At 43.0% G+C, this 16,530-nt stretch carries 9 protein-coding genes; 4 read left to right on the top strand and 5 right to left on the bottom strand.

Annotated elements, in window-relative coordinates:
- Positions 1 to 7: 7 nt before the first annotated feature.
- From AAG747_RS00045 to AAG747_RS00030, 4 genes are all read right to left on the bottom strand, one after another.
- Complete coding sequence (locus AAG747_RS00045) at positions 8 to 3,454, bottom strand: SusC/RagA family TonB-linked outer membrane protein (RefSeq protein ID WP_346819061.1); 3,447 nt, start codon at positions 3,452 to 3,454, stop codon at positions 8 to 10.
- Positions 3,455 to 3,839: 385 nt separating this feature from the next.
- Positions 3,840 to 4,859, bottom strand: a complete 1,020-nt coding sequence (locus tag AAG747_RS00040; RefSeq protein WP_346819060.1) for a FecR family protein — start codon at positions 4,857 to 4,859, stop codon at positions 3,840 to 3,842.
- Positions 4,860 to 5,026: 167 nt separating this feature from the next.
- Positions 5,027 to 5,644, bottom strand: coding sequence for an RNA polymerase sigma-70 factor (locus AAG747_RS00035; RefSeq protein WP_346819059.1), 618 nt, complete (start codon positions 5,642 to 5,644; stop codon positions 5,027 to 5,029).
- Positions 5,645 to 6,282: 638 nt separating this feature from the next.
- Entirely contained in the window at positions 6,283 to 9,048 is a 2,766-nt protein-coding gene (locus AAG747_RS00030; protein WP_346819058.1) for a PAS domain-containing protein, read from the bottom strand.
- Positions 9,049 to 9,515: 467 nt separating this feature from the next.
- Here AAG747_RS00030 and AAG747_RS00025 point away from each other — a divergent pair, with 467 nt between their 5' ends.
- From AAG747_RS00025 to AAG747_RS00015, 3 genes are all read left to right on the top strand, one after another.
- Entirely contained in the window at positions 9,516 to 10,253 is a 738-nt protein-coding gene (locus AAG747_RS00025; protein WP_430300546.1) for a superoxide dismutase, read from the top strand.
- Between the two features lie 246 nt (positions 10,254 to 10,499).
- The gene (locus AAG747_RS00020; RefSeq protein ID WP_346819057.1) at positions 10,500 to 11,477 is read left to right on the top strand and encodes an isopenicillin N synthase family dioxygenase; all 978 of its coding nucleotides are present in this window, start codon (positions 10,500 to 10,502) and stop codon (positions 11,475 to 11,477) included.
- 99 nt (positions 11,478 to 11,576) lie between these two features.
- On the top strand, positions 11,577 to 12,365 hold the full coding sequence (locus AAG747_RS00015) for a C40 family peptidase (protein WP_346819056.1): 789 nt from the start codon (positions 11,577 to 11,579) through the stop codon (positions 12,363 to 12,365).
- Between the two features lie 127 nt (positions 12,366 to 12,492).
- Here the strand turns inward: AAG747_RS00015 and AAG747_RS00010 are convergent, their stop codons facing one another.
- A complete protein-coding gene (locus AAG747_RS00010) occupies positions 12,493 to 15,753 on the bottom strand; it encodes an efflux RND transporter permease subunit (protein ID WP_346819055.1) in 3,261 nt (1,086 codons plus the stop codon).
- Between the two features lie 371 nt (positions 15,754 to 16,124).
- On the opposite strand from AAG747_RS00010, the gene AAG747_RS00005 reads away from it, so the two are divergent.
- Positions 16,125 to 16,530, top strand: a 406-nt coding sequence (locus tag AAG747_RS00005) for a hypothetical protein (protein WP_346819054.1), incomplete at its 3' end; no start/stop codon positions are given.

Raw genomic sequence — 16,530 nt, 5'->3', positions numbered from 1 at the left:
TACATTCTTAAAACTTTGCATTAATATTAAAACCGTAGCTTATACGGGTAGGTAAAGAACCGTATTCGAAGCCCTGTCCGTTACCATTGTTATAAGAAGACTCCGGGTCCACATTGGGCAGGTTACTGTAAATAGTCCACAGGTTGCGGGCCACCAAAGCAAAAGACAGCCCCCGGATAAAGGACTTTTCCAGGCTTTGGTTTGGCACCGAATAAGATAAGGCTAATTCTCTCAACTTGACATACGAAGCATCATAGATGAAAGGAGTGAGAATATCATTATTCTGTAAACTAGTAAAATACTTGTGCGAAGTTACTCTCTGGTCATTAGGCACATAACTTACCGTGCCATCACCTCCTACTACAGGCTTCACCCCTTTCCCGATGTATCCATCTTCTCGGCCCTCCAGGGTATGCATATGGACCCCTGTAAAATACAGAGCCATATTGGTCATGGAAAGTACGTCCGCCCCCATTTTCACATCGATCAAAGCTTTAAGCCCGAAGTTTTTATAGCGCAAGGTATTGCCAATCCCTCCTGTCCAGTCATACACTCCATTACCCAAAACAACCGGCTCACCGGATCTTAGAGGCAACCCTTTATTTTCTCCAGAAGTGGCATATATTATATTACCCTGTTCATCCCGTCTAAAATCAAAGCCCACAATTTGCCCGTACCGCTCCCCTTCGTTGGCTTGTATATAGGCCGACACCCAGGTAGCTCTGGACAATTCATGTGTTTTTACACCCTCCAATAGCTTAACCACTTTATTGGTATTTTTGGCAAAATTGAAGCTCAACTCCCAGTCAATATTTTTACTTTGTACCAGATTGGTCGTCAACAATAATTCAATCCCCTTGTTCGATACTTTTCCCGCATTGACAATCAAATAACTTGAACCGCTGGAAAGAGCCACCGGCAAAGCAATGATTTCGTCATGGGTCATTTGATTGTAGTAGGTCATGTCCAGATTGACCCGTCCCTTTAAAAAGCGTAAATCCAGCCCTACTTCAAAGCCCTTGGTACGGGAAGGCAAGAGTTCCTTGTTCGGAATGCGATCGAGGTTCGCAGCTACCATTTGCCTTCCTCCAAAAGCATAAGGACGCAAGCTATAACTCAGATCAAGGTTATAAGGGTCGGTATCCCCACCTACTTCCGCATAAGAGGCCCTTATTTTTCCAAAAGAAAGCAGATTACCGGTAAAATCCCAGGCATCGGTAAAAACAAAACTGGCCGCTACCGAGGGATAGAAATAAGAATTATTCGCAGTCGGCAAGGTCGAAGACCAATCGTTCCGGGCCGTTACATCCAGAAACAGGAAGTTGCGGTAAGACAGGTTTCCAAAAGCATAAAGGGAGTTAATTTGTTTCCGTGGCTGTGAAAAAAGAGTGGAAAACACCGTATAATTATTGATAGAAGACAAGTTGCCCGTAATTTCATTCGAAGCTACGATGTCCGTACGCTCGGTCTGGCTCTTCATCAGGTTTCCTCCTACACTAGCCGAAGCAAACCAATCCTCACTGAATTGCTTTTTGGCCGTCAGCAAAAATTCCCCATTGAACTCACTGGCCTTCATATGGATTTCTTCCATGGTCCCGTTCACCCGATTAGGAGTAGTCCGGGGAGCTTTGCTTTGATGATAAAAGCTGTATTGATCCAGCCCCGCTTTAAGCCGCAGGTTAAGCCAATCGGTCATCGCATAGTTGAACTCCGCAAAACCCATGATCCGGTCTTTGACCGTTTTATTGGACATCTCATTGATGATATAGAAGGGATTGACCCGTTCACTACTATTGTTCCAGTTGCGATAAGTCCCGTCTTCGTTCAGGCGCAGGTCTTTCAGCCAGTTTATATCCACATTGGCCGGCAAGCGCGTCAAAACCAGGGCGGCATTTTCATCCGTATTGCCCAAGAAAGGCCGGTTGTTCACTTTTTCATTCTGATAGGTCACTTTGGCGTCTACAGTCATTTTTTTACCCAGTTTGGTGGTACCTCGCAGGGTAAAGGTCTTCCGTTCCAGTCCGCTATTGGGCACAATGTCCTCGTTGCGCAGGTCGGTCATGGAAAAGCGGAAAGTGCTCTGTTCGTTACCCCCCGAAAGCGTAAGGGTATTGGATAGGGTATGCCCGGTTCGGAAAAAATCCCGGATCGTACTGTTCTTATCTCCATAATCCACCATTTCTCCATCAAACCGGAAAACCATTACAGAAGGATCCAGTTTAGCCCCCCAACTACCATATCTTGTGGCTCTGTCTTGAGTGTCAGGAAGTGGATCCTCTGTACTTCCTTGCCCATAAACTTTCTGTACATCTTTAAACTGCGCACCCATCACATCAAAGACCACATTGCTGTTGAATTCGACCCCAATGCCTTTGCGGGCCTTTCCTTGTTTGGTGGTAATAAGAATAACCCCATGCTGGGCACGGGTACCGTACAGGGCCGCTGCGGCAGGACCTTTCAATACGGACATGGTAGCGATATCGTCCGGGTTCAGGCTGGAAATCCCGTCACCCAAGTCCAAGCCTCCGTAGTCACCGGCCTGGCCGGGCGTTTGATTATCCACCGGCATTCCGTCAATCACATACAAGGGCTGGCTATTGGGTGACAGGGACGAGTTTCCTCGGATCACTACCCGGGAGGATCCACCGGGACCGGTATTCGGGGCAGAGATATCCACCCCGGCCACTTTTCCCGCCAGGGAATTGATGGAGTTCAAAGCAGGTGCCTTGGTCATGGTTTCGGCATTCACTTCCGTCACCGAATAGCCCAGAGCTTTGGTTTCTCTTTTTACCCCTAAGGCTGTCACCACTACTTCTTCGAGTTGTTCGTACTCTTCTTCCATCACCACATTCAGGCGGGTTTGTGCTCCTATGGCCACCTCTTGGTTCTGATATCCGATAAAACTAAACACGAGCACTGCCCCTTCCGGTACTTTCAACTGGAACCCACCTTCGGCATTGGTAGTGGTCCCTTTGCTGGTTCCTTTCAGCAGAATATTGACTCCCGGCAATGGCACATTCGCCTTGTCCGTCACTTTCCCACTCACCATTATCTCTTCTTCTGCCATGACTTCGACTATGGGAACCTCTTCTGTTTTCTGCCGGTCATTGACACTGATGTTGTTATTAATGCGCTTAAAATGTACTTTATGTTGAACCGAAATATCGCGAAGCAATTCTCCCAAGGAAATTTTTCCCGAGAGCAAATGGTATTTTTTACTCAGGACTTCATGTTCCCGGTACGTAAAAAAGAAATCTGTTTGTGATTCGATTTCTTTGAAAACAGCCTGCACCGTTTTGTTACTATGCTGATGGTATACATAAATCTCATCCACACTTTTCTGGGCAATTCCCGGTTCTGCCGAAAGCAATCCACCCAGTAGTGCTTGGAGAAATATACCAAAGGAAATGTACTTTGTCATTTTCCAAACTTGATGTAAATGTTCTCTTTTCATATTTTTGAATGAATGGTGAAATAATAGTAGCCATGTTTGCCTGTGCCGTTCCGAGAGTGCCAACTATGGAAAGGGCAAGAGGCAAGATTTAAATTCAGCTGCCCCGGTATAGGGCAGCTGAAGTTTTTTCCCCGGAAGTAACCCAACGGTTTTGTCCGTTGTATGAGCCTATTCAGATTATATCCTTTGGGCCTAAATCCACCAGCATTTATGCAATCAAGGCATTTCACCAGACATAGCCCGGCCAGGCCACATTTTGACCAAACTACAAACAAGAAAAATTTCTTAGACTGCGGTCAATGAGGTGAATTTATAACCCAAAAAGAATTTTAGTCTACTTCTACAGGAGTGTGGTTTGTTATGGGATTTTCATTTTCATAATAATTTAAGTTTGAGGGTTAATGACATTTACAGTTTTTGTTCTTGGATCAAGGATAAAGTTTAATTCGTAGGAATAATTTAAGTTTTGAAGCACTACCTCCAACGATTCTTCCACAAATACGGCTGTATATAGACGAGCTTTGGTAAGCTGTGTATTTTCGCCAAGGGCAAAATTACATCCGTACCAGCGCTCAAGAATTTTGATCACCTCTGACAAAGAAGCTTTTTCGAACACAAGACGGTTATCTTTCCAAGCAAAAAGTTTATCCGGATCAAAAGTAGCTTTTGTGATATGTTTTGCCTCCACCCGGGCCATCTCCCGGGGAGTCAATACCACCGAGCCGGCCTGCTGTTGTTCTACTTTTACTTTGCCAGTAAGTACTGCTACTTGTACACCGGAGTTTTCAGGATAGGCATTGATGTCAAAAGAAGTTCCTAACACGGTGGTGGTAACCTCTCTACTCACAATGCGGAAAGGCCGGGTGGTATCCTTTTGTACCTCAAAGAAGGCTTCTCCTTGTAAGTGTACTTGCCGGAGTTGTTCACCAAACCTTTCGGGAAAGGTTAATTTGCTTTCCGAATTCAGTTTCACCAAGGTACCATCCGGAAGTTTTACGGTTAGTTTTTGTCCTTTAGGAACCACTTTTTCCACCATAGCGATTGTCTGCACCTCCGGGACCTGTACTACAGGTTGTTCAGCATTAAACCACCAGATACTCAAAGAGGTAAGCATTAATCCCAACCATATCGCAGCATACCGCCACCATATACTTGCCGGGGATTTCCTCTTCGAATACACCGGAACAGAGACTTTTTCCATTGCAAGAATGTCTTTTTGGAGTTTCAGCCAATGCCTTTTCCGCCCCCTCTTTGTTTCCCGGATATTCCAGTAAGCCCGGAGCATCTGATATGCCTGTTGGTTCTTTGTATCCACTAGTAGCCAAGCAGACAATTGCTGCTCCTCTTCTTCCGTAGCTTCTCCTGCGAGCGTCTTGGCAATCAAATGTTCAATTTCTTCAAACATAAAAGTCCTTGTTTGTTAGTATTGACAACCAAGGAAAAAAATCTCACTACAAGCCGCTCAAAAAAATTATTTTTTTTCAGAATATGCGTTTGTATCCCCTTTGTAAAACCCAAAAAATTGCTTCCGAATACCCGGAAAATACGTTATGCAAAAAAGGCTATGACATATCAAATAAACAAAAGGAGTATACTCACCATTTTTTTCAAAGGATTATAACGGTCTTTGCCGGTGGGATCGGGTTGTGCGTACTCTTGCAAGATATTCCGGAGTTTTTTCACTGCCCTGGCCATTTGAATATCCACTGTGTTGACCGAAATATTTAATTGTTCCGCAGCTTGCCGGTATTTATACCCTTCCTGTTTTACCAAACGAAAGACTTTTTTACACTGAGGAGGCAATTGTTCGATGGCGGCATTGAGTACCCCTTCCAATTCTTTGTTGAGATAAAAGGCCTCGGGCGTAAAATAATCGGTACAAGAAGGCTCCGCACCTACTCCGTCAATGGTAAGATGGCCTTTGTATTTTTGATGAGACTTCAGGTGGTTCAGCGCATGATTGCGGGTAAGGGTATATAAATAAGCCTCCGGGTTGCGGATTGCATCCAACTCGCCTATCTGTTTCCATATTTTCATAAATACATCATACACGATTTCTTCAGCTGTTTCCGCATGTTTCACAAAGTACAGTGTGTAGTGATACAAACGATCAAAATATTGATCATGTAACGCCTCCAACTGTTTCAGGTGTAGATCTTTTTTTGAAGTATTTACTTTGTTGAACTTCATTAATGGTCGATCAAAAATATGGATGGTAAAAACAGGTCTATTTCGGTAGTCACCCTCCTCAACTTACTAAGTTAATAGTAACTGTGTTAATCAGTTGCTACATCTTATCGCAAATGATTATTCTCAAAGAGCCTGTTTAACGTTGATCCTTTGGGTCAAAAATTCTTATTTCAGGAACTTCAGTGCAGTATTTTGAGAGCCCTAAACAGAGATTTTTTATCACCAAAGAGGCAGTCCCCCACAACGAATTTTAAACAGGCTCTAAACACTTTTCTTTGGGAAAACCGGTTTTCACTCAAAAAATCGCAATAAGTGCCGCTTATAAAGCAAACTTTTGGTATTTCATTTTGCAACAAACAGGTTCAACCTCTAAAAACCTCCCCTAATCTACAACTAATCCGGAAAGATGAAAAGCAAAACCGGTGGATAAGCTCATATTTTCCTCTACCTATAAACTACTATTGTCCTTTAAACATACTGCCCAAACCCAAAGACTTGCGTAATTCCCGACACAACCCGATGAATACTGTTTCCTCGCGACCGGATAGTTTATACTCAAATTTTCGTCTATTCCCCCCCTTGAAAAAGGCTTCCTATCCAAATTTTACTTTCCTCTACTTAAGCAGTTACAACAAGGGCTATTTCAGGTTGGGCAGACCAATGGTAAAGCGAGTAAACTCGCCAAGCCTGGACGTAACACCCACTTTTCCCTTTAACTTACCGACAGTTTCTTTAACGATATACAAACCCAAGCCGGAGCCCGGTTTGTTTTCAGAAGCCCGGTAGAACATTTCAAAAATTTTTTGGAGATGTCTTTCGGCTATTCCCTGTCCGTTATCTTCGATTTCCATCCATACATATTCGTTTGTTCCTTTAACGGTTATTTTTACATAAGGCTCTTTTGCATACGGATTGGAAAAGCGAATGGCATTTGAAATCAAATTATTCAAAATGATAAACAACCTACGGTAATCGCTGTAAAATTCTTCAAGCGGTTGGATGGCAATTTCTTTCCGGATTTGCTGCCCTTCGTTCGAATATTTCAACTGCTCAAACACCTCATTGACCAAGACCGGGAACGTAATCCGTTCCGGTACAAGTTTCATCCGGGAGTTACGCGAATAATTCAAAATATCCTGAATAAAATTATCCAGTTTGCCCAAACATTTTTCCTGGTATAACAAGTACTCTTTTATCTGCTCATGATCCGGCTCCTCTTTGGCAAGGGTAATCAAACCAATGGCAGAGGTTAAAGGGGCCCTCAAATCGTGTGAAACGCTATAGACAAAATTATCTAACTCCTGGTTCGCTTTTTCCAACTGTACATTATGGTCTTTAATGGCTTCTTCATAAACTTTTCGTTGGGTAATATCTTCCGCGTATCCGAATTCCCTCAATATATGTTCGGCCCGGCTGTAGTAGAAAGTGGATTTGGCCCATACGGTTTTTTCTTTATTTTTCCCTCCGATAATCCTGTATTCCGTACTGAACGTTTTACAACCGAAACTGGCAATATGGTACTCTTTACGGACCCGTTCCCGGTCGTCCGGGTGAATAAATTTCGAAAAGTACCGGATATCTTCGTATAGTTTGTTGCGATCAAAATCCCATACATGGTCGAACTGAGGGCTGATGTACTCAATGCAATTATGGGTAATGTTTTTGATCCAAAAGACCCCACTGATATTTTCCACCAGGTTCCGGAATTTTTCCTCACTGGTACGCACCAGTTGTTCTGTGAGTTTTCGTTCTAATTCGGCGCCTGCCCGCGAAGAAAAAATCTGAAACAAAGCCTCTGCCTCGGCTTCGGTTCTATGATCGATGGGCTTGGTAAACATCGCTACCAAAATCCCTATGGGTTGGTTATTCGAATCAAATAAAGAAGTGCCTATATAGGCTTTGATTTTAAAGCTTTTCAAGAGTTCGTCTTCAGGGTATACTTTGTCTACACCATTGGAATAAAAACAAAATCCTTGACACAGTGCATCCCCACAGGGAGTATCGACAATACTGTATTCAAAATTTTCCGTAAAATGCTGGTCTCTATAATAGGAAATCGTTTTGATCTGATCCTTTGTTTCTCCGATAATCCTCCCTACATACACATGGTCCGCTTGTAACAGAGTAGCCAGTTGAGAAACCATGGATTCAAAAAACTTATCCCCTACTTTGGCCGCAACCCCTACCTGTATTTGTTTTATGGTATTTTCCCTTTCTTGGCGCTTTGCCTTTTCCGCTTTTTGCAGTGAGAGGTCACGAATGGCTACTACCCGTACTTGCTCCCCTGCATAATAGACTTGTTTTGCCCGGATTTCGGCCGGAAACAGTGTATTGTCTTTTCTCCGCAATTCAATTTCATAAGGCCCTTCCCAACCTTTATGCACTGCTTCGTACACTAAACTTTGCCAGGTATCAGGGACAAATTTCAAGATCAGGTTTTCACCAAGTAGCTCTCCCTCCCGACAGCCCAACATCTCCAACAAAGCTTGGTTCGCATGCAAAACAAGCCCTCTTTCATGAATAAATACTCCTTCTTCCATCAGGTCCGATAAGTATTTATAGCGTTGTTCGCATTCGTTTAGACGCTGTTCCAGTTTCCGGGTTTGTGTTACATCTTCGTGCAGCCCTACAATGCGCTGCACCTTTCCTTCCTCGTCCAATACCGAATAGACCTTCGAACGCACATATAAATAGTTACCATTCTTATGCAACAACCTGAGTTCGTTGTCAAACACCCGGTCAATCCTTTGTATATACTTATGCAGTACCTGCTTGCGCTCTTCCGGATGAAGTAGTGTTTTCCAAATGACCTCTCTGTCAATCAATTCCTCCGGTGCATATCCCAGCATTTTTTTCCACTGTGGTGAAAAATAAAATCTATTTTCATTTACCTTCCAGTCGAAAACCCCTTTACGGACTTCCGCTGTCCTAGCTGTGTTTTTATCAACAAGTGTATTTTCCAAGGTTTGGGTTTCATACACTACCTGGTTGTCTTCCTCTATTTGTTGCAAAAGCAGCTCAAGTTCATCAATCTCCTGGGTTTGTGTGTTTTTGATTTCGGTAATCAGCCCTGAAATTACTCCCGGCTCTTGCTCCAGCTTACTTGCCCTGATTTCCACCCATACAGGTTTATTCCATTGTGTGCGTAAACGCAAGCGCTTGTGGCCGGATTCTTTTTTTCCTTTGAACAAATTATCCAAAAACCGGTGCCCCCCTATCACATCATCAACATACAGAGCATCTACAAACATTTTACCGATCATACTCTCTACGGGAAACCCAGTAACCTTTTCCCAAGCCGGATTTACAAACTGCCAACGCCCCCACGTATCCAACTGAAATACTACCTCACAAAGGGTATTTAATAGCTGTTTTATTTCATTTTCATTAAGACTTACTTTCATGGTGATTTAGGGGAAAATTCATATTCCAAAAAAGATATTTGCATTGTTATTTTTTGGAAAAACTACGCAAAATACAGGATTTCTACCAATTTACAAGGTATTTATTTTCATTAATTACTTGTAGGAACATACTAGCAAAATCCAATTTTAAGCACTTTTAAGACAAGGCAGCGCGAATCAATATACCGCTATCCCAGTTCTTGGTTTTTAGGTAAAAAACCACCGGCAACGTCAGGAAAGTTAAGATAATCAGGGATAAGCATTGCTATAGGAAGCCATCTGATCCTTTAAGTTATTAAATCTTTTCCATAGTTTTTCCGCACAATACGATTTCCACCAAAGATTTTTTGGCATTCAATTGAATTTATTTTAAAAAAATTATGAAAATTTTTAAAGAACCTATTGAGGTAATACCTTTGTGATAGTCAGTCACATTTATTTTTTTACATAAATCAGTCAGAATCACCATGAACAAACGTGAATTTATAAAAGTAAGCGGTGCCGTTGCGGCTGGTACTCTTCTTAACCCTTTTATGGCTTGTACTTCTAAAGAAGACAGCCAGAAGGAAGAGGAGACCAAGCAAGGAGCCACAGAGTTTGTTTTACCTAAGTTAGCATATGGATTTGATGCCTTAGAGCCCCATATCGACAAGATGACCATGGAAATTCACCATGGGAAGCACCATGCTGGCTATGTAAGAAAACTGAATGCCGCGATAGCCGATACAAAGTTTGCCGGGATGACATTGGAAGAAATCATGGCAAATGTAGGGGAAAATGACACAGCCGTTCGCAACAATGGCGGTGGCCACTACAACCACTCTTTGTTCTGGAGTGTAATTGCTCCGAATGCAGGAGGTCAACCTACTGGAAAATTGGCTGAAGCGATCACGGCTGCATTTGGCTCATTCGAAAGTTTTCAAGAACAATTCACCACTGCGGCTAAAACCCGTTTCGGTTCAGGATGGGCCTGGTTGGCATTGAACGCTCAGAATCAACTGTTCATCTCTTCCACGCCTAATCAAGACAATCCGTTAATGAGCAATATTGCCAGCGAAAAAGGTACGCCTATTTTGGGTATTGACGTTTGGGAGCATGCTTATTACCTAAAATACCAAAACCTCAGAGGGGATTATATCAATTCCTTTTACAATATTATCAATTGGGAAGAAGTTGCTGCCCGCTTTGATAAGGCAATGGCTTAAATCGTCCTAATAAGCTAAAATATAGAAAGCTGCCTTTTGACCCCAGGCAGCTTTTTTATGTCTGAACAGTCAATTACTCCTACCCAAAAAGGCCTTTTTAATTTTCTGTATTTTCTTCGCCCCGGTCTTTTTTCCAATCGCTAAAAAGTAATAGTTTTATGAAAAAATGCATTGCGACTCATTTTTTTAGAACATTGGCTACTTTTAACCAGAGCTTAATCATTCATATTTAACCAATAAATAAAAATGTCTGAAAAATTATACGAAGAGATCCCTTCTCTGGACCTGTCGGATTTCCAGTCGGGAGACCCGGAAAAAAAACAAAGTTTTGTACAAGAACTGGGAGAAGCCTATCAGACTATTGGCTTTGTAGCGATCAAAAACCATGGATTAACAGATGCTCTAACCGAAAAATTATACGATGTCATTCAGCGTTATTTTGCCTTATCAGATGAGGTAAAAAGCAGACATGAAATGCCTGATATCCAATACCAAAGAGGCTATACAGGCAAAGGGAAAGAACATGCCAAGGGAAGAAACACGGGAGATTTGAAGGAATTCTATCATATCGGTCAGGAAGTAGCCTCAGGAGATCCCTTAACCACCGGGTACCCACCCAATGTATGGCCGGAAGAACTTCCCGAAATGAGAGAAGTGGGTGTGGAAGTATACCGGATTTTGGAAACTACCGGAAAAACCATGTTGAAAGCCATAGCCCTGTACTTAGGCCTGGAAGAAGAGTATTTTGAAAAGAAAGTAGAAAAAGGCAATAGCATACTCCGGCCGATTCATTACTACCCTATCGAAAATCCCAGGGAGGTTCCTGAAGATGCCGTACGGGCCGCAGAGCATGGAGACATTAACTTGATCACCTTGTTGATGGGAGCCAGTGCGGATGGGCTACAGGTGTTGCGCAGGGATGGAAAATGGATTCCGATTACGGCTCTGCCCGATCAAATTGTGGTCAATGTAGGAGATATGTTGGACCGCTTGACCAATCACAAACTGAAATCTACCATCCACCGGGTGGTTAACCCTCCCAAAGAGAAGATGCATACCTCTAGGTATTCTGTTCCTTTCTTTATGCATCCGCGCTCTGAAATGGATTTGAGTTGTCTGGAAACTTGTGTGGATACGGACAACCCAAAACAGTATCAGGATATTACAGCCGGGGAGTTTTTGGCAGAGCGCTTGGCAGAAATCGGCTTATCAAGCAAAAAATAAAATAAACAACAAGAGAGTACTTTTCCGGCCTCTGAGATGAGCCGAAAAGGTACTTCTCTCCATTTTTTACGTCCATTATAACCACTGATTTAAAATATCATGAGACTATTAGAAATAGCATCGGCCGAAATCGGCACAAAGGAAATTCCCGGGGCCGAGCACAACGCCCGTATCCTGCAATATGCCCAAGAAGCCGGCTTTGACTGGGTAAATAGCGATGAGACACCCTGGTGTAGTATTTTTTTGAACTGGGCTGTCCAAAAAGCCGGACTCCAAGCCTCAAAAGACGCCCGGGCGCAATCCTGGATGGAAGTCGGAGAAGCCATAGCACAACCTGAGTTGGGAGATATCGTGCTGTTTGGTTCTTCATCAAACAGTATTTACCATGTGGGAATTTTCATGGGCTATAGCAAAGAGTGTCATTTTGTCTTTACCTTGGGAGGAAATCAAGGCGACCAGGTCGACATCAGTAAGTTTGCCGCCAGCCAGGTACAAGGGTTTCGAAGGTTGATTGACGACCCTTCTAAAATTTTCGAAGTGGAGATGAACCCTCCTTCCGTTCCCCAACCTACACCTTCCCCGGAAACAAACCCTGAAGAAACCTTCCCGGAAACACCTGAAGAAAAAGAGTTTCACCAACCAGCCTTGGAAACCAAAATCCTGGTCATTCCCACTTTAAAATTAAAATTCGGAGATAAAGGGGTGGCTGTTGAAGATTTGCAATACTCCCTGAATATCGCAGGTTTTGACTGTGGCAAGCCTGATGGCATCTTCGGACCTGGTACGGCACGGGCTATTCGCGATCTTCAACTACAAGGGAAAATTAATCCGAATGGTACCTATAACAAAAAGACCCGCAAGTTTTTAGAACACTTGTTGAGTAAATAACGCGAACTTGAGCTCTGTGATGAATTCCCTCCTTCACCGAAACTATGCTTCGCTACTTGAATGAATGGATATCAAAAGGTTTTCCACCGGGTGAAATTGTTCTTTGTATTCGCCCGGTGGAAAGTTTTTAATTTGCTTCTTCAAATTCTTTGTTCCGTTCCAAATCAATAATCACCTGTTCCACTTCTTCACGCGTAGGTTTGTGTACATTCCGTTTTACCTCTTCTATACTTCCGTCTTCCTTCACTACCTGGTAGCTAGGCGTCCATAACCAAGAAAGCCAGCGACTGAACCAAGTAATTCCTATCCGGATATCGTTAAAAATCAAAATCAGAACAGGGAAGAATAACAAGATAAAGAACGTACCAATCAGTACTCCGTACGCCACTGATACCGCCATAGGAATCAGGAACTGGGCTTGAAAGCTGTTTTCCAGAATCAATGGATACAAACCGGCTACCGTAGTGATGGAAGTCAGAATGATAGGCCGGAAACGGGAAAGGCCGGCATCGTATGCCGCATCGTACACCTTCATCCCGCCCTTTAGGTTCGAATTGAATTTCGCCAAAAACACCACCGCATCGTTAATAATCACCCCGGACAAGGCTATCATTCCCCAGGCACTCAATAGAGATACGGCAATGCCTTCTATACCATGCCCGATGGCAGCTCCCATCCAACCCAAAGGAATCATCATCATGATCAGAATTCCCTGATAAAAGGATTTGAATGTCACCATAATGATAAAAAAGATCAAGATAAATGCCCCACCGAAATACAAGCCAATTTCGGCTTGCGACTTCTGACTTTCTTCGGACTGCCCGCCAAAATCAATCTTAATACCCGGGTACGAAGCGGTCAATTTCGGAATAATGTCCTTTTGAATATTGGTAATAATCGGAGGTACTTCCGCATAGGGGTCTATCAACTCGGCATCTACCGTGACGGTGCGAATGGTATTAAAATGCTTGATCCCGGCTATACCCCGTTCAATGGTATAAGTAGTAAACTCACTCAAAGGATATTGTTTGCCGTCTTCACCCTTGATTTTCATATCTTCCAATTGCCCCATATTGGCCCGGTTGCTTTTCGGATACCGTACCCACACCCGCACTTCGTCTTTTCCTTTTTGCAAGCGCTGCACTTCTTCTCCAAAATACCCCTGCCGGACTTGCTTGGTGATATCGTTGTGTGTAAACCCTAAAAAATATGCTTCGGGACTTAGTTCAAACATGACTTCCCTTCGCCCCAAGGCCACATTGTCCTGAATGTCCCGCAAATCGCTAATATTTTCCAGTTCTTTTTTCAGAAAGTTTTTCGCTTCATTCAGTTCCTCTATATTTCTACCTTTCAGGCGGATTGCCACCGGTTTCCCAAAGCGGTTGTCTCCTCCACCCACATTAAATTTTTCTGCTTCAGGCACTTTCCCAATCTTCTCCCGCACCAAATCCAAGAGTTCATAACTATTGATGGGAGTATCGTCTAACTCCCGGTAAAACACTTGCAAGCCCCCTGCATGGCTTCCGCTTTCCTGCCCGTCCATGGTAGACCCAACGGTGCTAAACGTAGTGGTCACATAATCTTCCGGATCATCGTATTTCTTTTTCAAATCCTCATTTACTTCCCAAACCGCTTTGTCAAACCGCTTAATATATTCTTCTACTTTTTGTTCGCGGGTGCCCGGTTTAAAGGCAATGTTCACACTGAAGGCATCGAAAGGAATATTCGGAAAGAAAGTCGACTTGATAAATCCTCCACCCATTAATCCGCCTACGATCAAAAAGCTAGCAATCACTACGGCGGCAGATACGATCCGGTATTTCATCGTGAATTGCAACATTCTGCCATAGACGTTATTTTTTACCCTATCAATAAAGCCATTGATCCGGGAGCGGATTTTATGACTAAGCGTGCCTTTGGTCTTAATACTGAGTACTTTTCTGCTGGCCAAGTGAGCGGGTAATACGAAAAAAGCTTCCAGTAAGGAAAAGGCCAAACAGACAATCACCACAACTGCCATATCTTTCAAAAACTCAAAACCACCCGTTAAAAGTAATAAAGGGGTAAATGCCACAATGGTAGTCGTCACCGAAGTGAAGACAGCCGGCAGCACTTCCATCGTTCCTTCGATAGCCGCTTTGGCAGGGTTATGATGCCGCTCAAAGTGGGTATAAATATTCTCGGCAATGACAATTCCATCATCTACCAGGATTCCGATTACCAAAATCATCCCGAAAAGAGAAATCATGTTGATAGTCAGCCCTACGAAAGTCCCCACAATGAACAAGCCCAAAAAGGAAGATGGAATCCCCCATGCCACCCAAGCAGACAAACGTAAACTTAGAAACAAACCTAAAGAGATCATTACCAATAACAAACCTATGGCCCCATTGTCCACCAACATGTCCAGGCGTTGTTGCAACATATCCAGAAAGTTGTAGGAAACCGCCATCTGTACCGAATCATGGCTTTCGTTAAACTCCTGTACATAATTTTCCACAATGGAAGAGATTTCTTCCAGGTCTTCGGTTTCTAACTTCCGGACTTCGATCCATACGGACTGCTTGCCGTTGTATGTGGCCTTATTGGGGATATCCGCCCACTTTTCCTTGATATCGGCCACATCCCGGAGTAATAATTTATTTCCGTTGGTATCAGAACGCAGGACGATTTCACCGATCCGTTCGGCTTCGGTTTGTTTGGCATTCGAACGGATCAGGATTTCTTCATCACTGGCTTTGATCGAACCGGCGGAAATATCCCGGTTGTTAAACCGGACGGCATTGGCTACCTGATCAAAGGTGAGTTGGTAGCGCGAGAGGTTTTCTTCCGTTACTTCAATAGAAATTTCCCGGTCGTTGTATCCGGAAATTTCGATCTGCGAAATCACCCCGGTAGCCCGGAGGTCTTCTTCTATCTCTTCCGAAAATTTCTTCAAGGTATACAAATCCACACTTCCGTACACGGCAACCCATTGAGCCGTAGACTGAGGTTTTTCTTTGAAGATAATGGGTTTCTCCATACTCACCGGAAAGGAGTTGATCCGGTCAATGGCATTTTTAATCTCCGTATATACCTCATCAATATCATAGCCTTTCAAGGTCTCGATTAATACTGTAGCCGAGTTTTCAGAGGAAGTGGAAGTAATCTCATCGATACCGACAATACTATAAATAGCCTCTTCTATTTTCAGAGTTACCCCTTCTTCCATTTCTTCCGGAGAAGCGCCCGGATAGGCCACTTGTATGGTGATATTTCTGGGATTGCGTGAGGGAAAAAAAGATTTCTTGGTATTAAACAGGCTGGCAAGCCCGGCTATTAATGTGAACGCAATCACAATATTGGCCAAAGAGGGGTAGCGAACGAAATGTTCTACAAGTTTACGCATAAGCTTATGATAGAAAAATGAGTAGAAAGATACTTTAAGCAATTTACATAGAATTCACTTTGTAGAATATAGGATTTTTATGTTGGGCAAATGAAAGTGAAGGCTGGTCGATAAGGAATGTTGAAGGATTTCACTCAATTTGATGCAACAGGTCTTGTTTTGAGGTGAGTAAACCTATAACAAAGCATAACAAGCTTTTCGGAACACTCGGCAAATTGTACAGGGGAAATGCATAGTAAAAAAGCCGCAAATAGAAAATTTGAGAAAACAGGTATCCCACCGTTATACTAATTAGGAAAAGCTACCCGTTATTATAGTATTTTCATCAAACTAGTAGTACTATGGTGTTTAAGAAGAACAGAAGATCCTTGATGAAGATAGTAGCAAAAAATCAACTTCCCTTATTCATATTAGTATTAATCAGCTCTTGGATTCCTATCTCCAACCTCTCCGAAAACCAGTTGCATACGGATAAAATATTAGTACAACAAGCTGAGGATATTTTACTTCAACTCAACAATGCCAGCCAAAAAGAAAACTTGCAAGAGTTACACCACTGCTCCAAACAGTTGCATAGGGCTTGTGAAGAGTTCATAAACCGGACAGACAAACTCCATCTGAAACAAATCCACTACAAAACGCGCAAAATAGAACCCCTCTCAGAGGAGGCTTTGAACAAACAAGAACTGGAAGCCGCACAACAATTAATGAGAGAAGGGAAAAAAATTGCCAGGCAAAATTTATTAATCGTCAAAAAATTCGTTAGAAAAGAAAACT

The sequence above is a fragment of the Rapidithrix thailandica genome (genome assembly GCF_039710355.1).
In the GTDB taxonomy this organism is placed as follows: domain Bacteria; phylum Bacteroidota; class Bacteroidia; order Cytophagales; family Flammeovirgaceae; genus Rapidithrix; species Rapidithrix thailandica.
This window is presented reverse-complemented; position numbering and strand designations above follow the sequence as displayed.

Coding starts and splice junctions, on each gene's coding strand:
- AAG747_RS00020 (WP_346819057.1), top strand. CDS start 10,500: ATGTCTGAAAAATTATACGAAGAGATCCCTTCTCTGGACCTGTCGGAT.
- AAG747_RS00015 (WP_346819056.1), top strand. CDS start 11,577: ATGAGACTATTAGAAATAGCATCGGCCGAAATCGGCACAAAGGAAATT.
- AAG747_RS00045 (WP_346819061.1), bottom strand. CDS start 3,454: ATGAAAAGAGAACATTTACATCAAGTTTGGAAAATGACAAAGTACATT.
- AAG747_RS00030 (WP_346819058.1), bottom strand. CDS start 9,048: ATGAAAGTAAGTCTTAATGAAAATGAAATAAAACAGCTATTAAATACC.
- AAG747_RS00035 (WP_346819059.1), bottom strand. CDS start 5,644: ATGAAGTTCAACAAAGTAAATACTTCAAAAAAAGATCTACACCTGAAA.
- AAG747_RS00040 (WP_346819060.1), bottom strand. CDS start 4,859: ATGTTTGAAGAAATTGAACATTTGATTGCCAAGACGCTCGCAGGAGAA.
- AAG747_RS00025 (WP_430300546.1), top strand. CDS start 9,516: ATGAACAAACGTGAATTTATAAAAGTAAGCGGTGCCGTTGCGGCTGGT.
- AAG747_RS00010 (WP_346819055.1), bottom strand. CDS start 15,753: ATGCGTAAACTTGTAGAACATTTCGTTCGCTACCCCTCTTTGGCCAAT.